The organism is Luteimonas granuli (genome assembly GCF_007795095.1).
Lineage (GTDB): Bacteria > Pseudomonadota > Gammaproteobacteria > Xanthomonadales > Xanthomonadaceae > Luteimonas > Luteimonas granuli.
In genome coordinates this window covers 1,000,500-1,023,189 of sequence record NZ_CP042218.1, presented here as the reverse complement: position 1 = coordinate 1,023,189, position 22,690 = coordinate 1,000,500, and the positions used below count along the sequence as shown (strand labels likewise).

The following is a 22,690-nucleotide window of genomic DNA, read 5'->3' as shown; positions in this document are numbered from 1 at the left end:
CTGGGATTTTTTTTTCATCTCCCAAGTGAGGGACGCTCCGTCGAGGTTCGCGCCGCCCGCCGCGGAGGCCGGGGCCGCCGCTCCGGTGAGTTGGTCGCAGCCCACCGCGGAGGCAGGGGGGATGCCCAGCCGGAAGCGTGCGCGTCCTGCTACCGAATCCGGCCGCCGGCCATCCATGGCCGGCTCTGGGCATCCCCCCTGCCTCCGCGGCGGGCCCGATCTCTGGTCGCGGTCTGGAGGAGAGCAAGGGCAACAGCAACGGCGACGGCGACGCGACGTCGAGACAAGTCGATGTCGAGGTCGATGCCGAAGGCGGTTCGGTCGTCATGCAGGAGCGGCGCAACGAGCGCGTGACCGCTCTTGCTTCTGCTCGTGATTTCCGTTCCGAAGCCCGAGAGCGCTGGAGCCCGTCCCGCGTGCAGGGGGTGTGCGGACAGCCGGCCATGGATGGCCGGCGGCCGGCAGTGGCAGCAGGACGCGGAGACTGCCGGGGGAGCACACCCCCTGCACGCGGGACGGGCAGCGCGGAGTCACAGCGGAGCAACCCAGGGACGCGACACCATCGCCCCGGAGTTGGGAGAAGAACCTTTTTTCCGGCAGCCGCGCTCAGGCGGCCGTGCGCAGGGCCTCGCCCGCCGACAGCGCGTCGAAGTAGTCGCGGGTCAGGTCGAGCTGGGCGCGCGCGGTTTCCGCCCGGTTGACCACGGCGCGGAAGGCGGCGTTTTCGGGCCGGTCCTTCGCGTACCAGCCCAGATGCTTGCGCGCGATGCGCACGCCGGCCGGCTCACCGTGGAATTCGTGCAGCGCCTGCAGATGGCCGATGAGGATGTCGCGGACCTCGGCCGGCGAGGGCGGCGGAAGGCGCTCGCCGGTGGCCAGGAAGTGCGCGATCTCGCGGAAGATCCACGGCCGGCCCTGCGCCGCGCGCCCGATCATCACCGCGTCGGCGCCGGTGTGCCGCAGCACGGCCAGCGCCCGTTCCGGCGAGTCGATGTCGCCATTGGCGATCACAGGGATGCGCAGCCGCGACTTGACCTCGGCGATGGTGTCGTATTCGGCCTCGCCGGCGTAGTGCTGGTCGCGGGTGCGGCCGTGGATGGCCAGCGCGGCGATGCCGCTGTCCTCGGCGATGCGCGCGATCGCCAGCGCGTTGCGCTGCCCGGCGGCCCAGCCGGTGCGGATCTTGAGTGTGACCGGCACGTCCACCGAGGCAACCACCGCCGCGAGGATGCGCGCCACCAGCGCCTCGTCGCGCATCAGCGCCGAGCCGGCCCAGGTGCTGCAGACCTTCTTCGCCGGGCAACCCATGTTGATGTCGATCAGCTGCGCGCCCTGGCCGGCGTTGTGGCGCGCGGCCTCGGCCAGCTGCTCCGGCACGGTGCCGGCGATCTGGACGCTGACCGGGTCGGGCTCCCCGGCGTGGTCCATGCGCCGCAGCGACTTGGTCGTGTTCCAGAAGCGCGAGTCGCTGGTGGTCATCTCGGACACGGCCAGGCCCGCGCCGAGCTGCTTGCACAGCAGCCGGAACGGCTTGTCGGTGACGCCGGCCATGGGCGCGAGGATCACCGCCGGTTCGATGGTGTGTGGGCCGATCCGCATGTCGGCATTGTCGCCGATCGCACGTGGCGGCGGTCGCGGACGCCGCTCAGTCGGGGCCGTAGCGGGCTTCGACCTCGCTTGCCGAGGGCATCGCCGAGGACGCACCCGGTCGCTCGGTGGAGAGCGCGGCGAAGCGCGTCGCCTGGCGCACGACTGCCGCGAACGGACGCTGCGGATGGAGCGCGAGCCCGGCCGCGAGAGCGCCGTTGAACGCGTCGCCGGCACCGGTGGTGTCCACGACCTGCGCCGGCGCGGCCGGGCAGCGGTAGTGCGGGACGGAGTCGCCGCGCAGGTTGTCCTCCCGGTGCGAGACGAAGCAGCCGGCGGCGCCGAGGGTCAGCACCAGGGTGCCGCGCGGCAGCAGGATGCGGCACAGCCGGTGCAGGGCGGCTTCGTCCATGCCGCCGAGCGCGGCGGGATCCACGGTATCCCCGCAGTGGCATGCCAGCAGCGCGGCGAACTCGGTCTCGTTGGGCGTCAGCACCTCGGTCACCAGCAGCAGCTCCCGGGCGCAGGCGGCGTTGGCCGGGGCCGGGTTGAGCACTGTGTGCGCGCCGCTGGCGCGCGCCAGGCGCAGTGACTCGACCACCGTGGCGACCGGGGATTCCAGCTGCGCGAGCACCACGTCGGCGGCCGCGATCGCCTCGCCCTGGGCGGCCACGAAGGCCGGAGTGAGCGCGGCGTTGGCGCCGGCGCCGATGACGATGCTGTTGCCGCCTTCGGCATCGACGAAGATGCCCGCGGTTCCGGTGGCGGTCGCGGCCTGGTGGGCGCGCAGGTCGATGCCGTGCGAGGCGGCCAGGCGCCGCGCAAGGCGTCCGCCGTCGTCGTCGCCGAGCGCACAGACGAAGGTGGTGGCAGCGCCGGCCGCGGCCGAGGCGACCGCCTGGTTGAACCCCTTGCCGCCGGCGCCGGTCGCGTACTCGCCGGCCAGGGTCTCGCCCGGGCGCGGCAGCTGCGCGCAGTGCCAGGCGTGGTCGACGTTGAAGGAGCCGACGACGACGACGCGGGGCACGTGCCGCTCCTCAGGCACCGATGTGCGTCAGCACGCCGGCGATGGTCGCGGTCATCAGCGTGGCGATGGTGCCGCCGAGCACCGCGCGCAGGCCGAAGCGCGCCAGGTCCTGGCGGCGGTCGGGCGCCAGCCCGCCGATGCCGCCGATCTGGATCGCGATCGAGCTGAAGTTGGCGAAGCCGCACAGCGCATAGGTCGCGATCAGGCGGCCCTCGTCGCCCAGCGTGACGCCTTCCATGCGTCCGTTGACGATGTCCGCCAGCTGCAGGTAGGCGACGAATTCGTTGATCACCACCTTCTGCCCGATCAGCGAACCGACGGTGCCGGCGTCTTCCCAGGGCACGCCGATCAGCCAGGCCACCGGCGCGAGCACGTAGCCGAAGATCGCGGCGAGGTCGGTCGGCTTGCCGATCGCCGCCGAGAGTCCGGTCACGTCGCCCAGCCAGGTCAGCGGCGCGTTGATCATCGCGATCAGGGCGATGAAGGCCAGGAGCATGGCGCCGATGTTGAGCGCCAGCTTCAGGCCGTCGCCGGCGCCGGCGGCGGCGGCGTCGATGACGTTGCTGGTGGTCTTCTCGACCTCGATCCGCACCGTGCCGCGGGTCAGCGGCTCACCGGTCTCGGGGATCAGGATCTTGGCGATCACCAGGGTCGCCGGCGCGGCCATGATCGAGGCGGCGAGCAGGTGCTTGGCGTAGAACGCCTGCTGCCCGGGATCGCCGGCGCCCAGCATGCCCACATAGGCCGCGAGCACGCCGCCCGCGATGTGCGCCATGCCGCCGATCATCATCGTGATCAGCTCGGATTCGGTCATGCGCGAGATGTAGGGGCGCACGGTCAGCGGTGCCTCGGTCTGGCCGATGAACACGCTGGCGCAGACGCTTGTGGTCTCGGCGCCGGACACGCGCATCACCCGGGTGATCGCCAGGGCCATGATCCGGACCACGAACTGCATCACGCCCAGGTGGTAGAGCACCGCCATCAGCGATGCGAAGAAGATGATCGTCGGCAGCACCTGGAAGGCGAAGATGAAGCCGTAGGTCCCGACGTCCATCAGGTTGCCGAAGATGAACTCCGAGCCGGCGTTGACGAAGGCCAGCACCTGCACGAACAGACGTCCGAGCCAGTCGAAGACCTCGCGCCCGCCCGGGACCAGCAGCACCAGCGCCGCGAACGCGACCTGGAGGGCCAGGCCGGTGCCGACCAGCGTCCAGTCCACCCGCCGCCTGTTGTTCGAGAAAAGCCAGGTGATCCCGACCAGCACGGCCAGGCCGAACACGCCGAAGCCGATCCGCGTCAACACGTCCATCCGGAACCCGTTCCCCTGGCACTGCCGCGGGCCCGCGGCGACGGGGCAGGGTAGTGCAGGCGCGGTAGCCGGGCAACCGCGCTCAGGCGTCGCGGGCCACGATCCGGTTGCCGCCCGCGGCCTTGGCGAGCTTGAGCCTGCGGTCGGCGCAGCCCAGCAGCCCGGAGGTGCTGGCACCGTCCTGCGGCCAGGCGGCGATGCCGGCGCTGAAGGTGAATGCGAACGCCTCCTGGCCGCGCTCGGGCAGGAAAGGCAGCTCGATCAGCCTGCGGCGCAGGCGGTCCAGGCGTTCCCAGGCGCTGCCGGCCGGGCAGTGCAGCACCATCACGAACTCCTGGCCACCGATCCGGACCAGGGCCTCGTCCGCGAGGAGCGTCTCGCTGATGGTCGAGGCGATGTGGCGCAGGGCGCGATCGCCGGCCAGCGGCCCGACCTCGTCGTTGACGCGCTTGAAGCGGTCGATGTCGAGCAGGACCATGGTCAGCGACGCGCCGGAGTTGCGCGCGGTGGCGAACAGATGCGGCATGCGCTGCAGCAGCCAGGAGCGGTTGGGCAGGCCGGTCAGGCCGTCGTGGCCGGACAGCTCCACCAGGGCCTGCATGCGGCGCACCACGGCGGCGGTCACGGCGGTCGCCAGCACGAGGAGCAGCACGCGCAGCGTTTCGCTGCCGGCCCCGGAGACGCCAGGATGCAGCGAGACCAGTCCGTCCCATGACGGGCCGAGCGCGGACACTGCCGCTGCCAGCAGCGCGTACTGGACCAGGGCGAGGCCGCCCGCGAACAGGGTCAATCGACCGTCGGCGCGCAGCGCGGCGGAGGCGATCACCAGCAGGTAGAACGGCCAGACGCCGGTGGTGCCCGCGATCGCGACGGACGGTTCCCTCGCCGCGATCGCCGCGAGCACCGCGGTAACCACGGTGACGTCCCAGGCGCAGCTCGCGAACGGCAGCCAGGGCCTGCGTACGCGGGCCAGCACCAGCCACATCAGGGCGACCGCGATCGCCAGCACGGCGGCACCGAGATGGAAGAGGACCCAGCCCGTGCCCGCGCCGAGGGCGGCGGCCGCGAGCGGCAGCGACAGCGCCAGCCCGCAGAGCAGCAGGCGCGCTCGGGCGACCATGCGCTCGCCGCGCGCGCCCAGTTCGCGCATGACCTCGTCGGGCGGCACCACCAGGCGCCGCATCGCGTTGCGGATCCGGCCTTCCTCGGCGTGCATCTGCCTGCTTCTCCCTGGCCTGCGGCGGAAGCATAGCGCGGTCGCGCGTACACTGCGGGACCCGCAGCGTCGATGGAGTCGTCCACAGATGGAGTACCGCAGGCTCGGTGCCTCCGGCCTGGCGCTTTCCGCGCTGTCCTTCGGTGCCTGGACCACGTTCGGCCGCGGCGTGCCCCGCGGCGAGGCGCGCGATCTGGTCGCCGCGGCCTGGGACCATGGGATCAACTTCTTCGACAACGCCGAGGGCTATGCCCACGGCGAGGCCGAACGGGTGATGGGCGACGTGATCGCCGACCTGCGCCTGCCGCGGGACGGCTTCGCGGTCTCGAGCAAGGTGATGTACGGCTCGGTCGCCGATCCGCGGCCGATGCAGAGGGGCCTGTCGCGCAAGCATGTGCACGATGCCTGCCATGGCGCGCTGCGACGTCTGCGCGTGGATTATCTCGATCTGTACTTCTGCCACCGCCCAGACCCTGCGGTGCCGGTGGTCGAGACGGTGGCGACGATGGACGCGCTGGTGCGCCAGGGCAAGGTCATGTACTGGGGCACATCGGAGTGGCCGGCAGCGCTGATCCGCGAGGCCCACGCGGTGGCGCGCGCCCACCACCTGCAGCCGCCGACCATGGAGCAGCCGCAGTACAACCTGCTGCACCGCAGGCGCGTGGAGCTGGAATACGCCCCGCTCTACGCCGAGTTCGGCATGGGCGCGACGGTGTGGTCCCCGCTGGCGTCGGGCCTGCTGACCGGGAAGTACAACGACGGCGTTCCCGCGGGATCGAGGCTGGCCGGCGACGCATGGTTGCGGGACGTGGTGATCGGCGATCCCGGGGATGGCCGACTGGACCGCGCGCGCCGCTTCAGCGCGCTGGCCGCCGACCTGGGCCTGGCGCCGGCGGCGCTGGCGATCGCCTGGTGCCTGCGCAATCCGCATGTGTCCACCGTGCTGCTCGGGGCGAGCCGGGTGTCGCAGCTGCTGGACAACCTGGACGCGCTGGAACTCGCCGGGCAGGTGGACGCCGGCGCATGGGGCCGCGTCGAGGCCGCCACGTCGGGCTGAGCCACGGTGGCCGTCCGGCCGGCGTCTATACTCCGGCCATTGTCTGGGGAGGATGCGGAATGTCCGGAGGAACCTTCATCGCCGCCGTGCTGGCGCTCGCGTTCATCATCTTTTTCTTCAAGATGGTGCGCATCGTGCCGCAGGGCTACGAGTGGACCGTCGAGCGCTTCGGCAAGTACACGCACACCCTGTCGCCCGGGCTGCACCTGTTGATCCCGGTCATGCAGGCGGTGGGCCGCAAGGTCAACGTCATGGAGCAGGTGCTCGACGTGCCCTCGCAGGAGGTGATCACCAAGGACAACGCCGTGGTCAAGGTCGACGGCGTGGTCTTCTTCCAGGTCCTCGACGCCGCCAAGGCCGCGTACGAGGTCGCCCACCTCGAGGTCGCGACGATCGCCCTGGTGCAGACCAACATCCGCACCGTGATCGGTTCCATGGACCTGGACGAGTCGCTCAGCAACCGCGAGTCGATCAACGCCCAGCTGCTCAACGTGGTCGACCAGGCCACCCATCCCTGGGGCATCAAGGTCACCCGCATCGAGATCCGCGACATCCAGCCGCCGCGCGACCTGGTCGATTCCATGGCCCGGCAGATGAAGGCCGAGCGCGACCGCCGCGCGGTGATCCTCGAGGCCGAGGGCCATCGGCAGTCGGAGATCCTGCGCGCCGAGGGCGAGAAGCAGGCCGCGATCCTCCAGGCCGAGGGCCAGCGCGAGGCCGCCTGGCGCGAGGCCGAGGCCCGCGAGCGCCTGGCCGAGGCCGAGGCCAAGGCCACGCGGATGGTGTCGGACGCCATCGCCGCCGGCGACGTGCAGGCCATCAACTACTTCATCGCCCAGAAGTACGTGGAGGCGTTCAGGGAGCTTGCCACCGCGCCCAACCAGAAGTTCGTGCTGATGCCGATGGAGGCCAGCGGCGTGATCGGCTCCATCGCCGGCATCGCCGAGCTGGCGAAGGAGGCGCTGGGCAACCAGCAGTCCGACACCCGCCGGCGCCTCGACGGCGCGCCGCGCACGGGGGTTGAGCCATGAGCTGGACGCTCAACACCACCGCATGGGCCGCGATCGCGCTGGTGCTGATGGCGGCGGAGACCTTCATTCCCGGCGCGTTCCTGCTGTGGATGGGCATCGCTGCCGCGCTGGTGTGGCTCGTGGTACTGCTGTTCCCCGGCCTGGGCCTGCTGGTCCAGGTGGTGCTGTTCGTGGTGCTGAGCGTGGTGGCGGTACTGGCCTACCTGAAGTGGGGCCGCCGCCGCGAGCGGCCCAGCGACCGACCGCTGCTCAACCGCCGCGCCGAGCAGCACGTCGGCCGCGTCGTGGTCCTGGACCGCGCGATCAGCGGCGGGCAGGGACGGGTGAAGATCGGCGACGCCTACTGGGTGGTCAGCGGGCCGGAGCTGGAGGCCGGCACCCGCGTGCGGGTGGTCGCGGCCAACGGCATGGTGCTCGAGGTCCGCGAGGTCGACTGATCCTGCTCCTGCAGGGGGCACGGTCGGCGATAATGGCCGGCCGCCCCACAGGAGCCCGCCCGCCATGACCCGCAAGACGATCCTCAACGATTCCCACCGTGCCCTCGGGGCGAAGATGGTGGACTTCGGTGGCTGGGACATGCCGCTCAACTACGGTTCCCAGATCGAGGAGCACCACGCGGTGCGCCGCGACGCCGGCATGTTCGACGTCTCGCACATGACCGTGGTCGACCTGCACGGCCCGCGGGTGCGCGACTTCCTGCGCCGGCTGCTCGCCAATTCCATCGACAAGCTCAAGGTGCGTGGCAAGGCGCTCTACACCTGCATGCTCGACGAACGCGGCGGGGTGATCGACGACCTGATCGTCTACAACCTCGGCGACGACTTCCAGCGCCTGGTGGTCAATGCCGCCACCCGCGACAAGGACCTGGCATGGATCAACGCGCAGGCCGCGCCATTCGACGTCGAGGTCCGCGTGCGCGACGACCTGGCGATGATCGCCGTGCAGGGCCCGCAGGCCCGCGACAAGGTGCTGGGCCTGGTGCACGCCGACGACCGCGACGCGGTGGCGAAGCTGGGCAGGTTCGCCAGCCTCGACGTGCGCTCCGCCGGCGGAGCGCCGCTGTTCGTCGCACGCACGGGCTACACCGGCGAGGACGGCTTCGAGATCGCCCTGCCGGAGGAACACGCCGTCGCCTTCTGGGACGCGCTGGTCGCCGCCGGCGTGGCTCCGGCGGGCCTGGGCTCGCGCGACACCCTGCGCCTGGAAGCGGGACTGCCGCTGTACGGCCAGGACATGGACGAGTCGGTGACGCCCTGGGAGGCCGGCCTCGGCTGGACGGTGTCGCTGGACGAAGGCCGCGAATTCAACGGCCGCCCGGTGCTCGAAGCCCAGCAGCAGCGTGGCGATGCCCGCCAGCTGATCGGTCTGGTCATGGACGAGAAGGGCGTGCTGCGCCATGGGCAGAAGGTGCTCGCAGCCAGCGGCGAGGGCGAGATCCTGTCCGGCACCTTCGCGCCCACGCTGGGCAAATCGATCGCCCTCGCCCGGATTCCCGCGGGTGATCCCGGCGAGGTGCGCGTGGACATCCGCGGTCGCGAGGTCCCGGTGCGGGTGGTCGCATGGCCCTTCGTGCGCGGCGGCAAGGCTGCCGAAGGCATTTGATCCACCGTTCCGGCGCTTCGTACACTAGCCGCCCCATCTCCCCAGCAACGCCGTTCCCGGAGCAGCAGCAATGAGCGATATCCCTGGCGATCTGAAGTTCATGAAGTCCCACGAATGGGCCCGCGTCGAAGGCGACGGCAAAGTCACCGTCGGCATCTCCGACCACGCACAGGGCCTGCTTGGCGACCTGGTCTACGTCGACCTTCCCGGCGTCGGCGACAGCGTCGAGGCCGGCAACGCCTGCGCCGTGGTCGAGTCGGTCAAGGCCGCCTCCGACATCTACGCGCCGGTCTCCGGCACCATCGTCGAGGTCAACGCCGCGCTCGCCGACAAGCCGGAGACGATCAACGAGGACGCCTTCGGCGAGGGCTGGCTGTTCGTGATCGAAGCCAGCGAGCCGGACCAGATCAAGGACCTGCTCGACCCGGATGCCTATGCGGCGATCATCGAGGGCGACGACTGACGCACGCGTCCACCGTCACCGCGCACCGCGCGGCACCGCTTCCACGAACGCCGGGCAATGCCCGGCGTTCGTCGTTGCGGGGTGCGCACGGTGTCCGAAGCTTCGCGCACTTTCGCGCAAACCGGTGGTTGCGGCACCGTCCGGGTGTGCGCGCATGCACCTCGCCTGCACGCGCGCGGAGCCTGCGCGCGCGCGCCGCCGCCGCCCGGTGTCCGCGTCGACGCGATCGACGTGGTGTGGCCGTGCATTTCCGGAAGAGTGCTTAAAACAAGCGTTTTTACGCATGTGCATCGCGATCGTCCCGTTGCCTCCGCGTGGGTTCGGGCGCAGCGATGCATCGTTCCGGTGCGCGGATGCGGCCACGCCGGCGCCCGTGCACGCCGCGACGGAGGGCGAAGGGTGTTGACACCGAAAAAACCGTGATTAGGTTTCGCCCAACAAGACGCGGCCACAGAAGCGAGTGAGTGCGACCCGGAAACCAGCGCGTGACACAACTCAGTCCTCCGCCCGGATGGTTGCCATGGTGGACTCAGGCGTTGTCTTCCCCGCAAAAGCTCGAGGCCGATGGATGCATGCAGCCCGCGGCGCAGTGCGCAGCGGGTTTTTTCGTGCCGATGGACCGGCATGGAGGGATGCGCTCCGGCGCTCCCGTAGTGGTGACGGGCAGGGATCGCCCGGAGACAGGATCCGGTACGGCGCGCCCAGCGCGTCGTCGGTTGGTCGCGGGTCCGATACCCGCGGCGGGTTTCCTACTGGGCAGTAGTACCTGCAAGTCCCACTGACGAGGAGAGCCATCACATGGCCACGAAGAAAGTCGCGAAAAAGAAGCCTGCCAAGAAGGCGGCGAAGAAGACAGCCAAGAAGGCCGTGCGCAAGGCGGCACCGCGCAAGGTCGCCAAGAAGAAGGTCGCCAAGAAGGCTGCCAAGAAGGCCACCAGGAAGGTCGCGAAGAAGGCGGCAGTGAAGAAGGCGGTGAAGAAGGCCGCGAAGAAGACCGCGAAGAAGACCACCAAGAAGGCGGTGAAGAAGGCCGGGGCGAAGAAGACCGCGAAGAAGGCGACGAAGAAGGTCGCCAAGAAGCGCCCCGCCAAGAAGGCCGCGGCCAAGAAGGCCACCGCCAAGAAGACCGCGAAGAAGGCGGTGAAGAAGGCTCCGGCGAAGAAGGCGGCGAAGAAGACCGCCAAGAAGGCGACCAAGAAGACCGTCGCCAAGAAGACCGCCGCCAAGAAGACCGCCACGAAGAAGACCGCCACCAAGAAGGCGGCGAAGAAGCGCGCTCCCCGCAAGGCCAAGGCGCCGGTCGTCTCCATCCCGGCCGCGCCCGCGCCGCTGATGTAAGCAACCCCGATTGCCGTAGATCCGACCCCTCTCCCGCAGCCCAGGCGGGGGAGGGGTTTTTCATGTGTGACGAGCGGTGGCCGGTCAGTGCGGCCCGGCGATGGATGCGGCGGAGCTGCCGCCGCCGACCGCGTCGGCTCCCGTTGTCGCAGCGGAACCTGAAGACTGGTCTGGTGCGACGCCATCGGTCGGGGCGTTGGCGAGCATCAGCTCGTCCACGTCCTCGAGGTCGACGTCGAGCCAGGCCTGCGGGGTGAGGCCGATCGCGCTGTCGAGAATGGTCGGGAGCAGGCCGGTCGGCACGCTGGTCTCGCCGTTCCACAGCAGCACCACGCCGAGGTCGCGCTCGGGCATCAGCGCCATGAGGCCGCGATAGCCCTGGACCGCGCCGCCGTGGAAGACCACGCGGTGGCCCGCATACTCATAGACGCGCCAGCCCAGCGCATAGCCGGCATCGTTCAGGCGCTCGCGCCTCCAGGACGAGGTGCGCATCTCCCGGGGGGTCGCCACCAGCGGCTGCTGCAGCGTGGCCAGCAGGGGCTGGGGCAGCACGTCGGGACGGCGGCCGGATTGGGCGATCAGCCACTGCGCCATGTCGCTGATGCTGGCGTTGACGCCGGCCGCCGGGGCCACGCGGTAATAGGTGGGCTTGGGAGTGAGCGAGCGCCAGCCGCCGCCGGCGCGCACATGCGGCTTCGCCCATCGCGGGCTGGCCTGTATGCCTTCCAGTCCGTAGCTGGCGTCATCCATGCCCAGCGGCTTGAAGATCCGGCCGGTGACCGCCTCGCTGAAGAACTGGCCGGTGGCGGCGAACACCACGTCGCCGACCAGGCTGAAGGCGACGTTCTGGTAGTTGTAGCAGTCGCCCACCTCGCAGGTCATCGGCGCATCGGCGAGCTTCTGCACCAGGCTGCGGTAGTCGGCGTTGCCTTCGATCTCGCGGTCGTAGGTATTGCGGCCGAGGCCGACGCGATGGCTGAGCACGTCGGCGACGGTCAGCTTGCCGGCGGCCTCGGGATCGGAGAAGCGGAGCGCCGGCATGAAGTCGGCGACGTTGCTGTCCCAGCGCAGCGATCCTTCCGCGACCAGAAGACCGGTGACCGTGCCTGCGAACGGTTTCGACAGCGACGCGAGACGGAACACGGTGTGCGCGTCCACGGGCTCCGCGGAGCGCACGTCGGTGATGCCGTAGCCGCGGGCGCTGAGAACCTCCCCCTGGTGGACGATGGCCATGGCCAGCCCGGGCACGCGCTGGTTGGCCACCACCGCCTGCGCCATCGCCTCGAAGCGCGCGACGTCGAAACCACTGGCCAGCGGCATCGCCGTGGTGCCTGGAGGCAGCATCGGCGGGACCTCGTCGCGCACGCCGGCCGCGGTCTCGTCCGCGGCGTCCAGCGGTGCCGGCCATTGCATGTCGGTCTGGGCGGCCGTGCCGATCGCCATCGGCATGAGGCATGCGAACAGGCCCGCGCCCATCAGGAGGCGGCGAGGAGTGCGCGCGGCGTCTTTCATCGGACGTTTCCCCTGCGTATGCTCGACTGCCGGGTGATCATATGCGCCCGGTTCCGCAATTGCATGAACAAGGGGAGCTTTGATGTCCAGTCTGCTGATCCTGTTCGTATTCATTGCCCTCATCGCGGTCGCGCTGATGTGGGGCGTGGGCATCTACAACGGCCTGGTCGCGGCCCGGAACGCGTTCAAGAACGCCTTCGCGCAGATCGATGTCCAGCTGCAGCGCCGCTTCGACCTCATCCCCAACCTGGTCGAGACCGCAAGGGGCTACCTGAAGCATGAGCGCGAGACCCTGGAAGCGGTGATCGCCGCCCGCAGCGCGGCGATGTCGGGCCTGGCGGCGGCCAAGGGCAACCCCGGCGACCCGGCGGCGATGGCCGAACTGGCGCAGTCGCAGGGCCTGCTCAACGGTGCGCTCGGCCGGCTGATGGCGATCGCCGAGGCCTACCCGGATCTCAAGGCCAACCAGAACATGATGCAGCTCACCGAGGAGCTCACTTCCACGGAGAACCGTGTCGCCTTCGCGCGCCAGGCCTACAACGATTCGGTCATGGCCTACAACATCAGGCGCGAGGTGTTCCCGTCCAACATCCTCGCCGGCATGTTCGGCTTCGACGCCGCGGCGCTGCTTGAGATCCCGGCGGACAAGGCCGAGGTCCGCGAGGCGCCGAAGGTCCAGTTCTAGCGTTCGATGAACTTCTTCGAACAGCAGGCCAGGGCACGCCGCAGCAGTTCGCGCCTGGTGTTCCTGTTCGCCCTGGCGGTGGCCGGCATCGTGCTGGCCATCGACCTGGCCGTGGCCCTGGTGGCGGGACCGGATCCGCGGCTGCTCGCCTTCACCACCCTCGCCGCGCTGTGTGTGATCGGGCTCGGGTCGCTGTACCGGCTCGCGTCGCTGCGCGGCGGCGGTGACGCGGTGGCGCTGCAGTTCGGCGGTACGCCGGTGCCGGATGACGCACGCGACCCTTCGCTGCGGCGACTGCGCAACGTGGTCGAGGAGATCGCCATCGCCTCGGGCGTCCCGGTGCCCGGTCTGTACGTGCTTGAGAAGGAAACGGCGATCAACGCGTTCGCCGCCGGCTACTCGTCCAGCGACGCCGCGATCGCCGTGACCCGCGGCGCGCTCGACCGCCTCAACCGCGACGAGCTGCAGGGCGTGATCGCGCACGAGTTCAGCCATGTGCTCAACGGCGACATGCGGCTCAACATCCGCCTGATCGGAGTGCTGTTCGGCATCCTCATGATCAGCCTGATCGGGCGCAAGGTGCTGTACCTGGGCAGCGGCAGCCGCGGCCGCGACACCGCGTGGATCACGGTGGCGGCGCTGGTGGCGCTGGTGGTCGGCAGCATCGGCCTGTTCTTCGCGCGCATGATCAAGGCCAGCGTCAGCCGTTCGCGCGAACGCCTGGCCGATGCCTCGGCGGTGCAGTTCACCCGCCAGACCGCCGGGCTGGCCGGCGCCCTGAAGAAGATCGCCGGTCTGCCGGACGGCGCGCGCCTGAACGACAGGGCCGACGCCGAGGAGGCGAGCCACATGCTGTTCGGCGACGGCGTCGGATTCAGCGGCCTGTTCGCCACCCATCCGCCGATCCTCGAGCGCATCCAGGCGCTGGAGCCGGGCTTCCGCGGCGAGCAACTGGAGCGCTTGCGCTCGCAGTGGGCGCTTGCGCCCCCCTCGGGGCTGGAGGAAGACCGCATGATGGGCCTGGACGCCCCGCGCGCCGTGCTGCCGGCGCACGACGCGCGCCTGGACGTGACGCCGCCCATGGTCGCCGCCCAGGTCGGCGCGCCGGAGGCCGACGACTACCGGCGCGCGGATGCGATCGTCAGTCGAATGCCCGAGGCCCTGGTCGCGCTGGCACATTCGCGGGACGCGGTGCGGTCGCTTGTGCTGGGGCTGCTGCTGGACCGCGATGACGCCGTCCGCGAGCGCCAGCTGGCCGAGATCACCGCACGCCTGGGTGACGGCGTGGCCCGAGGGGCGGCCATGCTGCAGGGCGGGGAGCTGGCCGCCCTGCACCCCATGCAGCGCCTGCCGCTGGCGGCGATCGCCTTCCCGGTGCTGCGGCGGCGCCCGCGACCGGACCTCGAGGTCTTCCTCGACACCGTGCACGCCGTGGTCCATTGCGATGGCCACGTTTCCCTGTTCGAGTACTGCCTGGCGCGCCTGCTCGCGGTGCAGCTGCGCGAGTCTCTCGACCCGCGCCGGCACGCCAGGTTCGGCCGACGCAAGCCCGGCAGCGTGCGCACCGAGTTCTCCACCCTGCTGGCCGTGGTGGCGCAGGCCGGCAATCCCGACGACCCGGCCGCTGCGCAGCGCGCCTACCTGGCCGGACTGCAGCGGGTCCTGCCGCGCGACCACATGCCCTATGCACCGCCGGGCGACGGCGTGCTGGCGCTCGACCGGGTCTGGCCCGCGCTCGATGCGCTGGAACCGCTGGCCAAGCAACTGATGGTCGAGGCGGTGACCGCCGCGGCCAGCCACGATGGCCGCATCTCGGTGGCCGAGTCCGAGCTGCTGCGCACGATCTGCGGGGTGTTGCACTGTCCCTTGCCGCCGGGGCTGGAAGCCGCCTGAAGGCCGGTGCGGAACGCTCCGGTGCCGGCACAAGGTGGCGGCGCGGGGCGGCGATCGGCTAACGTGCCCCGAGCAATGGGCGGCAACCACGGGACGGCGGTTCGATGAGCAGCGAGCAGGCAGGCGCCGACCGGCGCCTGGGGCGCCTCCGGGCCGCGCTCGGCACCTCGCCGCCGCTGTGGTGGGCGATGCTTTATTTCTTCAGCCTGCTCTGCGGCTACTACGTGTTGCGCCCGGTGCGCGACGCCATGGGGGCCTCTTCGGACGCGGCCGCGGTGTTTCCCCGCGGCCTGATCGCCCTGGGTGAACGTTTCGGCATCGAGGTCGGCGACTTCATGCTGCAGCTGCTGTTCACCGGGACCTTCATCGCCATGGTGCTGCTGCAGCCGCTCTACGGCGCGCTGGTCTCGCGCTTCCCGCGACGCGTGTTCCTGCCCGCGGTGTACCTGGTCTTCATCGCCTGCCTGCTCGGCTTCTGGTGGGCCTTCGACAGCGGCATCGCCGGACGCGGCGCGACGTTCTTCATCTGGGTGGCGGTGTTCAACCTGTTCGCGGTGACCGTGTTCTGGAGCTTCATGGCCGACGTGTTCGACAACGCGCACGCCAGGCAGGTCTACGGTTACATCGGTGCCGGCGGCACCATCGGCGCCCTGGTCGGCCCCGCGATCACCCGGTTCCTGGTCGAGCCGGTCGGCGTGGCCAACCTGCTGCTGGTGTCGGCCGGGTTCCTCTGCGTCTGCCTGCTCTGCATCATGAAGCTGCGGCCCTGGGCGCTGGCGCGCGAACGCGCGCAGGGTGGCGCGGGCCACGATGGCCGCGCGATGGGCGGGTCGGTGCTCGCCGGCCTGCGTCTGGTGTGGCAGCGGCCGCTTTTGCGTGCGCTGGCGATGCTGATGTTCTTCGGAGTCGGCGTCGGCACCATGCTCTACAACGAGCAGGCGGCGATCGTGCGTGCGGCCTTCGAGACCGCCGAGCAGCGCACCGCGTTCTATTCCACGCTCGACTGGGCGATCAACGGACTGACCATCGCCATCCAGCTGCTGCTGACCCGCTTCCTGCTGCAGCGTTATGGCATCGCGCCGCTGCTGCTGCTGCCAGCGCTGGCCATCGTGCTCGGCTTCGCGGCGCTGGCGGCCTCCCCGCTGCCGATGCTGGTGGCCCTGGTGCAGATCGTGACCCGGGCCAGCGAGTTCTCCCTGGCCAAGCCCGCGCGCGAGACGCTGTACACGCGCGTCGACCGCGAAGAGCGCTACAAGGCCAAGGCCGTGATCGACACCGCGGTCTACCGCGGCGGCGACCTCACGTTCGTCTGGGTGCACAAGGCCCTGGCGGCCTTCGGTTCGAGCATGGTGTTCCTGGCCGGGCTCGGCATCGCCGTGGGCATGGCCATCGGCGCGTGGCGCGTGGTGCGCGCGGAGCGCACGCTGCCGGAGGATCCGGCCGTGGAGGCCGAGGCGCGCGCCAGGGCTGCCTGAGCCATCGCGTTTTCCTTTCTGAAAGCGAGGGCGCCGTCGAAGGCGCCCTCGGTGTGGTCCCGGAGTCAGGCCGCTTCGCGTGTTCCGTCGGGGCGGTGGCGGTCGTAGTACGTCGCCGCGCGCAGCTCGTGGCTGTCGAAGTCGTCGACGCTGATCGCGTCGAGCGTCATCGCGCGCAGTTCCTCCAGCTGCGTGCGCTCCTCTGCGGTGATCCAGCCTTCGCGCACGCCCTCGTCGAGCTGGCTGGCGAAGTCCAGCGCTTCGATGCCCTTCGTCTTCAGCGCCTTGAGGAACTTGCGCTCCACCGGTTCGGCGGCCACGGCGGCGGCCAGGTAGCTGTCGATGCGGCCGGCCGGGTTGTTGGCGCAGGGCGTGGTGAACACGCCCCGGGCCAGCCGGTCGCGGGCCTCGTTCGGCGACATCAGCAGCGCGGCCACGCGGTGGCCGAGGCGATCGCCCGGAGCCACGGCACGCCGGCCGAGCGGGAAGATCAGCGTCCACATCAGCCAGCCCACCGGACGGATCGGGAAGTTGCGCAGCGCCGCCGACAGCGCGGACTCGATCCGATAAATGCTGTCGTGGTAGGCCCAGGCCAGCAGCGGCCTGTCCGTGGCCGGGGCGCCCTCGTCGTGGTAGCGCTTGAGCATGGCGCTGGTCATGTACAGGTGGCTGAGCACGTCGCCCAGGCGCCCGGACAGCGACTCCTTGAACTTCAGCCTGCCGCCCAGCATCAGCATCGACACGTCGGCCATCAGCGCGAGGTTGGCGGAGTGGCGGTTGAGGCGGCGGAAGAAGCGCTTCGTGTAATCGTCACCCGGTGCGGCGCCGAAGCGCGATCCGGTGAGCGCGAACCACACCGAGCGCACGGCGTTCGAGATCGCGTAGCCGATGTGGCCGAACAGCGCATCGTCGAAGGCCTCCAGGCCCGCGCGTTCGTCCGGGTCCTGGGCCGCCTTCATCTCCTTCATCACCCACGGATGGCAGAGGATCGCGCCCTGGCCGAAGATCAGCAGGCTGCGGGTCATGATGTTGGCGCCCTCGACCGTGATCGCGATCGGCGAGGCCTGCCAGGCGCGGCCGGCGAAGTTGCGCGGCCCGAGGATGATGCCCTTGCCGCCGATCACGTCCATGACGTCCTTGGCGACCTCGCGGCCCATCTCGGTGCAGTGGTACTTGGCGATCGCCGAGGGCACCGCCGGCACGTCGCCGCGGTCGACCGCGGCCGCCGTGGCCTGCGACAGCGCGCTGATCGCATAGGCCTTGCCGCCGATGCGCGCCAGTGCCTCCTCGACGCCCTCGAAGCGGCCGATCGACAGGCCGAACTGCTTGCGGATGCGCGCGTAGGCACCGGTGGCCACCGCACCGATCTTCGCGCCGCCGCTGGCAGTGGAGGGCAGGGTGATCGAGCGCCCGATGGACAGGCATTCGCTGAGCATGCGCCAGCCTTCTCCGAAGCCGTTCTCCTCGCCGATGATCTGGCTCAGCGGCACGAACACCTCGCGCCCGCGCACCGGCCCGTTCTGGAACGGCGAGTTGAGCGGGAAGTGGCGGCGGCCGACGTCCAGGCCTTCGACCGAGCGCGGCACCAGCGCGAGGGTGATGCCGATGTCCCGCGTGTCGCCGAGCAGGCCGTCCGGGTCGTACATGCGGAAGGCCAGGCCGATCAGCGAGGCCACCGGCGCGAGCGTGATGTAGCGCTTGTCGAAGGTCAGCCTGACGCCCAGCACCTGGGCGCCGTCCCATTCGCCCTTGCAGACGATGCCGTAGTCCGGGATGGAGGTGGCGTCCGAGCCCGCGAACGGTCCGGTCAGCGCGAAGCAGGGCACTTCACGGCCGTCGGCCAGGCGCGGCAGGTAATGGTCCTTCTGCGCGCGGGTGCCGTAGTGCATCAGCAGTTCGCCCGGGCCGAGCGAGTTGGGCACGCCCACGGTGGAACTGACCACGCTCGAGACCGAGGCCAGCTTCTGGATCACCTTGTGGTGCGCCAGCGCGCTGAAGCCGAGGCCGCCGTATTCCTTCGGGATGATCATCCCGAAGAAGCGGTGGTCCTTCATGAACTGCCACAGCTCCGGCGGCAGGTCGGCGCGGACGTGGGTGATGTCCCAGTCGTCGGTCATGCGGCAGAGTTCTTCGACCGGGCCATCGAGGAAGGCCTGCTCCTCGGCGGTGAGCTCCGGCTTCGGCTGCGACATCAGCACGTTCCAGTCCGGCGCGCCCGAGAACAGCTCGCCCTCGAAGCCGACCGAGCCGGACTCCAGCGCGATGCGCTCGGTCTGCGACAGCGGCGGCAGGATCTTCCGGTAGAACTTCAGCAGCGGTGCGGTGACCAGCGGCTTGCGGATGAAGGGAAGCAGCAGCGGCACCGCGACCAGGGCGGCGATTCCGATCGCGACGATGGTGGCCGCGCGGTCGGCGCCCAGCAGCCAGCAGGCGGCTAGGCCCGCGGCGGTGATCGCCGCCCAGGTGGCCAGGCGCGTCCGGTGATAGGCCGCGAAAGCGCCGATCGACAGCAGGACGAGGAAGGGGATGACGGTACTCATGGCAGTCTCCACGGACGCCGCGCCCGCACCGGGCGGGCCGTACGGGTCAGTATGGATAGCGCAGCGACGCGCTGTCAACGTGGCAGGGCTCGATACTGTCCCGCACCCAAGCGTATGGATACACTCGGGGCATGAAGACCTCAGCCGCGAAGGCCAGCAAGGGTGAGCGCAGCCGGCTCAGCGCCGAAGACTGGGCCGAGGCCGCACTCGACCTGATCGCCGAGCAGGGGGTGGCCGCGGTGGCCGTCGAGCCGCTGGCGCGTCGCCTGGGCGTGACCAAGGGCAGCTTCTACTGGCACTTCCCCTCGCGCGACGCCCTGCTGCAGGCGGCGCTGGAGCGCTGGGAAGCGCATGAGGAACAGGACGTGTTCGGCCGGCTCGAGGCCGTGCCGGATCCCGGCGAACGCCTGCGTGCGCTGTTCCAGATGGTGGCGCGCGAGTTCAGGTCGCACGTGGTCTACAGCGCCCTGCTCAAGGCGCCCGACCATCCGGCGGTGCAGCCGGTGATCGGACGCGTCTCGCAGCGGCGGCTGGACTACCTCACGGCATCGTTCCGCCAGGCCGGCCTGGCGCGCACCGATGCCAGGCATCGCGCGCGCCTGACCTATGCCGCCTATGTGGGCTTCCTGCAGCTCAATCTGCAGTTGCACCAGGCGCGCATGCCGCAGGAGGAATTCGACGAATACGTCGAGCACCTGATGGACACCCTGGTCCCGCGCTGAATATCCCGGTTGGCAATTGACGCGCTGCAGCACGGCGGCCGGTCGCGCGCTCGCTAGAATTGCGTGTCCAGCCTTGAACGAGCGCACTCCGGAGGCGCGAGACATGAATGCAGTTCCCCAGCAGGGCGCCAACGCGACGCCCGGCACCCGGCTTCCGTCCCTGCGCCAGTGGGTGGACGAGGTCGCGGCGCTGACCCGTCCCGACCGCATCGTGTGGTGCGACGGCAGCGACGCCGAAGACGCCGCCCTGAAGGAGGCCATGCTGGCCGACGGCACGCTGATCGCGCTCAACCAGGACACCCATCCGGGCTGCTTCCTGCACCGTTCGCACCCCGACGACGTGGCCCGCGTCGAGCACCTGACCTTCGTCTGCCACCAGGATCGCGAGGATTCCGGTCCCAACAACCACTGGATGGCACCGGCCGAGGCGCACGCGAAGATCGACGCCCTGTTCGATGGCTGCATGCAGGGCCGCACCCTGTACGTCGTGCCCTACTGCATGGGCCCGATCGACTCTCCGCTGTCGCGCTGCGGCGTGGAGATCACCGACTCGCCCTACGTGGTCGCCAACATGCGCCTGATGACGCGCATGGGTGCGGCCGCGCTGGCGCGGATCGAGCGCGAGGGCGCCGAGGGCAAGCCCTTCGTGCGCGGCCTGCATTCCACCGGCGAACTCGATCCGGACCGCCGTTACATCATGCATTTCCCCGAGGAGCTGACGATCAAGTCCTACGGCTCCGGCTACGGCGGCAACGCGCTGCTGGGCAAGAAGTGCCACGCGCTGCGCATCGCCTCGCACCAGGCGCGGCATGAGGGCTGGCTGGCCGAGCACATGCTGATCGTCGGCATCGAGAACCCGCAGGGCGAGGTGCACTACGTCGCCGCCGCCTTCCCCAGCGCCTGCGGCAAGACCAACCTGGCCATGCTGATCCCGCCGGAGTCCTATCGCGAGAAGGGCTGGAAGGTGTGGACGGTCGGCGACGACATCTGCTGGATGCACCCCGGCGAGGACGGCCGCCTGTGGGCGATCAATCCCGAGGCCGGCTTCTTCGGCGTCGCGCCGGGGACTTCGGAGAAGTCCAACCCGAACGCGCTGGCGTCGATCCAGCGCGACACCATCTTCACCAACGTCGCCGTCACCGACGACAACCAGCCGTGGTGGGAAGGCCTGGACGATCGGGTGCCCGCCATCGACTGGCAGGGTCGTCCCTATGATCCGGCCAACGGCCCGGCCGCGCATCCCAACTCCCGGTTCACCGTCAGCGCCCGGCAGTGCCCGACGTACTCGCCGCACACCGAGAATCCGCAGGGCGTGCCGATCAGCGCGATCGTGTTCGGCGGGCGCCGCGCCTCGCTCGTGCCGCTGGTGTTCCAGGCCCGCGACTGGGCGCATGGGGTGATGGTGGGCGCCGCCATGGCGTCGGAAACCACCGCTGCCGCCACCGGTGCCGTCGGCGTGGTCCGGCGCGATCCGATGGCGATGAAGCCGTTCTGCGGCTATCACTTCGGCGACTACTTCAGGCACTGGCTCTCGTTCGACAGGCCGGGCGCCAGGCTGCCGGCGATCTTCCACGTCAACTGGTTCCGCAAGGACGACGACGGCAGGTTCCTGTGGCCCGGCTTCGGCGAGAACATGCGGGTGCTGGAGTGGATCATCGGGCGGGTCCGCGGCGAGGCCGCGGCGGTCGACAGCCCCGTCGGCCTGCTTCCGGAGGCGGACGGCATCAACCGCGACGGGCTCGACGGCGTCGACTTCGAACAGCTGTTCGAGATCGATGCCGAAGGCTGGAGCAGCGAGTTCGCCGCGATCCGCAGCTACCTGGACGAGCTCCAGCCGCGCGCACCCGAAGCGATCGTCAGCGCAGCCGGGCGCTGATGACACATCCCCGGGGCCGGCGAAGGCCGGCTCCCGGACCAGGAGCGGCGCAGGGCGTGCTCCCGCGGGGGCGGCGAGTGTCGGGGGCGGAATCAGCTCGACCGGTCGGCGCGAATGGTCCAGCCGACCAGGTGTTCCCCGTGATGCAGGGGCGCGGCCTCGGCCCCGGTGAAGCCGATATTTTCCAGCGCTGAAAGGAGCCGTTCGAGAGCGGTCTCGTCCAGCGCGTGCTCGCACAGCTCCAGGCTGCGCAGTCGCGCGCCTTCCAGTGCACGATCGTGGTCCCGGTGTGCCTCGACCGCCTGGTTTGCGTCCATGTGGCCCCGCATGATCGCGTCGATCCGCGCCGCGATCGCACTGCGCGCGTCGAGCAGCGCGTCCGGGAACACCTCGCGTCCGGCGAGTTCCCCCAGTGCGCGCATCGCCTCGTTGAATGCGGCGCGGGTGCGTCCCGCCTGCGGATCCGCGACCAACCGCTCGCGTTCACCGCGCGCGGCCAGCACCAGGTAGGGATACAGCGCGGCCGCACGTTCCATCAGCCCACCGGGCGCGCGCAGCCAGTCGATCATCCGCACCTCCGCGCGCGCCACCCCCGCCAGCCGCGAGCCGGCGTGGTGCACGACAAGCGCCAGGCGGCCGCCGCCGGTGGTGATCCGCGCGACTTCCGGCAACGAGCGCGCGAGGTCGCTGTACTCGAGCCCGTACTGGCTCACCACAAGGTCGAAGCCGGCATCGGCGAACCCGGTCTCCTCGGCGGCGATGCCGGAGTGGAAGCGGAGCCGCCCGCGGCAGGCCGCCGGCGCGGAGGCCAGCCAGGCCGGGTCGGGCGATGCCAGGTCGATCGCGACCACCTGCGGCAGGGCATCCCCGCGGAGCTCGCACAGCAGTGCGGGCAGGGCACCATTGCCGGTGCCGATGTCCAGCACCCGGTCGTCGGCATCCAGGGGGGCGAAAACCTGCTCCCAGAACCTCCGGATCGCGCCGGAATAATTGCCGTCGAAGGAGCCGGCCAGCGAATGCAGCGCGCCCGCCTTCCAGTACTGCGTCCATGCGTCGCGGCGCGCGTCGATGCCCGCGCTCATGCGCGGCCGCCCGGAGCGTTCTGCACAGGGTGATTCGTGATGATCAGGATCAATGAGGCGCTTCCCGGTGTTTCTGTCCGTCGCTTGACTATCGGCCAACGCGGGATCATTTGCCATCGTGCGAAAGCCACCTCGCACGAAAAAGCTCATCTCCGGACTCGATGGGAGCGTACCCTCGATCGGGGGAAGAACCCAAAAAGGTTCTTCTCCGGACTCCGGGGGGCGGGGCGCGCAGTTCGCGCGTTGTCGCGCTTTTGGCGCAGCGTCGCGCCTTG

At 70.2% G+C, this 22,690-nt stretch carries 18 protein-coding genes; 11 read left to right on the top strand and 7 right to left on the bottom strand.

The genetic code is table 11. From position 1 onward, the window contains the following. Positions 1-606 precede the first annotated feature (606 nt). The 4 genes from dusB to FPZ22_RS04695 all read right to left on the bottom strand — a co-directional run bounded on the left by dusB (position 607) and on the right by FPZ22_RS04695 (position 5,139). The gene (dusB, locus tag FPZ22_RS04710) at positions 607-1,599 is read right to left on the bottom strand and encodes a tRNA dihydrouridine synthase DusB (RefSeq protein WP_144890874.1); all 993 of its coding nucleotides are present in this window, start codon (positions 1,597-1,599) and stop codon (positions 607-609) included. Between the two features lie 46 nt (positions 1,600-1,645). Then, positions 1,646-2,614 carry a ribokinase gene (locus FPZ22_RS04705; protein ID WP_144890872.1) on the bottom strand — a complete coding sequence of 323 codons (969 nt, stop codon included), beginning with the start codon at positions 2,612-2,614 and terminating at the stop codon, positions 1,646-1,648. 10 nt (positions 2,615-2,624) lie between these two features. Then, complete coding sequence (locus FPZ22_RS04700) at positions 2,625-3,923, bottom strand: NupC/NupG family nucleoside CNT transporter (RefSeq protein WP_144890870.1); 1,299 nt, start codon at positions 3,921-3,923, stop codon at positions 2,625-2,627. Positions 3,924-4,005: 82 nt separating this feature from the next. Beyond that, positions 4,006-5,139 (bottom strand): GGDEF domain-containing protein, encoded by a 1,134-nt coding sequence (locus FPZ22_RS04695; protein WP_144890869.1) that lies wholly within the window; start codon positions 5,137-5,139, stop codon positions 4,006-4,008. 88 nt (positions 5,140-5,227) lie between these two features. Here FPZ22_RS04695 and FPZ22_RS04690 point away from each other — a divergent pair, with 88 nt between their 5' ends. The 6 genes from FPZ22_RS04690 to FPZ22_RS04665 all read left to right on the top strand — a co-directional run bounded on the left by FPZ22_RS04690 (position 5,228) and on the right by FPZ22_RS04665 (position 10,630). Then, a complete protein-coding gene (locus FPZ22_RS04690) occupies positions 5,228-6,196 on the top strand; it encodes an aldo/keto reductase (RefSeq protein ID WP_144890867.1) in 969 nt (322 codons plus the stop codon). Between the two features lie 59 nt (positions 6,197-6,255). After that, the gene (locus tag FPZ22_RS04685; protein ID WP_144890865.1) at positions 6,256-7,227 is read left to right on the top strand and encodes an SPFH domain-containing protein; all 972 of its coding nucleotides are present in this window, start codon (positions 6,256-6,258) and stop codon (positions 7,225-7,227) included. Next, a complete protein-coding gene (locus FPZ22_RS04680) occupies positions 7,224-7,664 on the top strand; it encodes an NfeD family protein (protein ID WP_144890863.1) in 441 nt (146 codons plus the stop codon). Before FPZ22_RS04685 ends, FPZ22_RS04680 begins: the two co-directional genes overlap by 4 nt. Before the next feature lie 64 nt (positions 7,665-7,728). Further along, positions 7,729-8,829 carry a glycine cleavage system aminomethyltransferase GcvT gene (gene gcvT / locus FPZ22_RS04675; protein WP_144890861.1) on the top strand — a complete coding sequence of 367 codons (1,101 nt, stop codon included), beginning with the start codon at positions 7,729-7,731 and terminating at the stop codon, positions 8,827-8,829. A 70-nt stretch (positions 8,830-8,899) separates the two neighbouring features. Continuing rightward, positions 8,900-9,292 carry a glycine cleavage system protein GcvH gene (gene gcvH / locus FPZ22_RS04670; protein ID WP_144890859.1) on the top strand — a complete coding sequence of 131 codons (393 nt, stop codon included), beginning with the start codon at positions 8,900-8,902 and terminating at the stop codon, positions 9,290-9,292. 798 nt (positions 9,293-10,090) lie between these two features. After that, complete coding sequence (locus tag FPZ22_RS04665) at positions 10,091-10,630, top strand: histone (RefSeq protein WP_144890857.1); 540 nt, start codon at positions 10,091-10,093, stop codon at positions 10,628-10,630. A gap of 84 nt (positions 10,631-10,714) precedes the next feature. Here the strand turns inward: FPZ22_RS04665 and FPZ22_RS04660 are convergent, their stop codons facing one another. Continuing rightward, on the bottom strand, positions 10,715-12,142 hold the full coding sequence (locus tag FPZ22_RS04660) for a serine hydrolase domain-containing protein (protein ID WP_484177336.1): 1,428 nt from the start codon (positions 12,140-12,142) through the stop codon (positions 10,715-10,717). Positions 12,143-12,278: 136 nt separating this feature from the next. Between FPZ22_RS04660 and FPZ22_RS04655 the strand changes: the two genes are divergently transcribed. From FPZ22_RS04655 to FPZ22_RS04645, 3 genes are all read left to right on the top strand, one after another. Continuing rightward, positions 12,279-12,827, top strand: coding sequence for a LemA family protein (locus FPZ22_RS04655; RefSeq protein WP_425463036.1), 549 nt, complete (start codon positions 12,279-12,281; stop codon positions 12,825-12,827). Between the two features lie 6 nt (positions 12,828-12,833). Then, positions 12,834-14,720: a M48 family metallopeptidase gene (locus tag FPZ22_RS04650; protein WP_144890853.1), complete on the top strand. Its 1,887-nt coding sequence runs from the start codon at positions 12,834-12,836 to the stop codon at positions 14,718-14,720. A 104-nt stretch (positions 14,721-14,824) separates the two neighbouring features. Further along, on the top strand, positions 14,825-16,195 hold the full coding sequence (locus FPZ22_RS04645) for an NTP/NDP exchange transporter (protein ID WP_144890851.1): 1,371 nt from the start codon (positions 14,825-14,827) through the stop codon (positions 16,193-16,195). A 65-nt stretch (positions 16,196-16,260) separates the two neighbouring features. On the opposite strand, the gene FPZ22_RS04640 is transcribed toward FPZ22_RS04645, so the two are convergent. Beyond that, positions 16,261-18,735, bottom strand: coding sequence for an acyl-CoA dehydrogenase (locus FPZ22_RS04640; RefSeq protein WP_144890849.1), 2,475 nt, complete (start codon positions 18,733-18,735; stop codon positions 16,261-16,263). 131 nt (positions 18,736-18,866) lie between these two features. On the opposite strand from FPZ22_RS04640, the gene FPZ22_RS04635 reads away from it, so the two are divergent. Together FPZ22_RS04635 and FPZ22_RS04630 are read left to right on the top strand one after the other, a co-directional pair. Next, positions 18,867-19,457 carry a TetR/AcrR family transcriptional regulator gene (locus FPZ22_RS04635; RefSeq protein WP_144890847.1) on the top strand — a complete coding sequence of 197 codons (591 nt, stop codon included), beginning with the start codon at positions 18,867-18,869 and terminating at the stop codon, positions 19,455-19,457. A gap of 103 nt (positions 19,458-19,560) precedes the next feature. Beyond that, entirely contained in the window at positions 19,561-21,333 is a 1,773-nt protein-coding gene (locus FPZ22_RS04630; protein WP_144890846.1) for a phosphoenolpyruvate carboxykinase (GTP), read from the top strand. Positions 21,334-21,425: 92 nt separating this feature from the next. Here FPZ22_RS04630 and FPZ22_RS04625 read toward each other — a convergent pair whose 3' ends face one another. Further along, a complete protein-coding gene (locus FPZ22_RS04625; RefSeq protein ID WP_168198939.1) occupies positions 21,426-22,415 on the bottom strand; it encodes a class I SAM-dependent methyltransferase in 990 nt (329 codons plus the stop codon). Positions 22,416-22,690 lie beyond the last annotated feature (275 nt).

Coding starts and splice junctions, on each gene's coding strand:
- FPZ22_RS04690 (WP_144890867.1), top strand. CDS start 5,228: ATGGAGTACCGCAGGCTCGGTGCCTCCGGCCTGGCGCTTTCCGCGCTG.
- FPZ22_RS04700 (WP_144890870.1), bottom strand. CDS start 3,923: ATGGACGTGTTGACGCGGATCGGCTTCGGCGTGTTCGGCCTGGCCGTG.
- FPZ22_RS04640 (WP_144890849.1), bottom strand. CDS start 18,735: ATGAGTACCGTCATCCCCTTCCTCGTCCTGCTGTCGATCGGCGCTTTC.
- FPZ22_RS04660 (WP_484177336.1), bottom strand. CDS start 12,142: ATGAAAGACGCCGCGCGCACTCCTCGCCGCCTCCTGATGGGCGCGGGC.
- FPZ22_RS04645 (WP_144890851.1), top strand. CDS start 14,825: ATGAGCAGCGAGCAGGCAGGCGCCGACCGGCGCCTGGGGCGCCTCCGG.
- FPZ22_RS04655 (WP_425463036.1), top strand. CDS start 12,279: ATGTGGGGCGTGGGCATCTACAACGGCCTGGTCGCGGCCCGGAACGCG.
- FPZ22_RS04685 (WP_144890865.1), top strand. CDS start 6,256: ATGTCCGGAGGAACCTTCATCGCCGCCGTGCTGGCGCTCGCGTTCATC.
- FPZ22_RS04680 (WP_144890863.1), top strand. CDS start 7,224: ATGAGCTGGACGCTCAACACCACCGCATGGGCCGCGATCGCGCTGGTG.
- FPZ22_RS04625 (WP_168198939.1), bottom strand. CDS start 22,415: ATGAGCGCGGGCATCGACGCGCGCCGCGACGCATGGACGCAGTACTGG.
- FPZ22_RS04650 (WP_144890853.1), top strand. CDS start 12,834: ATGAACTTCTTCGAACAGCAGGCCAGGGCACGCCGCAGCAGTTCGCGC.
- FPZ22_RS04695 (WP_144890869.1), bottom strand. CDS start 5,139: ATGCACGCCGAGGAAGGCCGGATCCGCAACGCGATGCGGCGCCTGGTG.
- gcvH (WP_144890859.1), top strand. CDS start 8,900: ATGAGCGATATCCCTGGCGATCTGAAGTTCATGAAGTCCCACGAATGG.
- gcvT (WP_144890861.1), top strand. CDS start 7,729: ATGACCCGCAAGACGATCCTCAACGATTCCCACCGTGCCCTCGGGGCG.
- FPZ22_RS04630 (WP_144890846.1), top strand. CDS start 19,561: ATGAATGCAGTTCCCCAGCAGGGCGCCAACGCGACGCCCGGCACCCGG.
- dusB (WP_144890874.1), bottom strand. CDS start 1,599: ATGCGGATCGGCCCACACACCATCGAACCGGCGGTGATCCTCGCGCCC.
- FPZ22_RS04665 (WP_144890857.1), top strand. CDS start 10,091: ATGGCCACGAAGAAAGTCGCGAAAAAGAAGCCTGCCAAGAAGGCGGCG.
- FPZ22_RS04635 (WP_144890847.1), top strand. CDS start 18,867: ATGAAGACCTCAGCCGCGAAGGCCAGCAAGGGTGAGCGCAGCCGGCTC.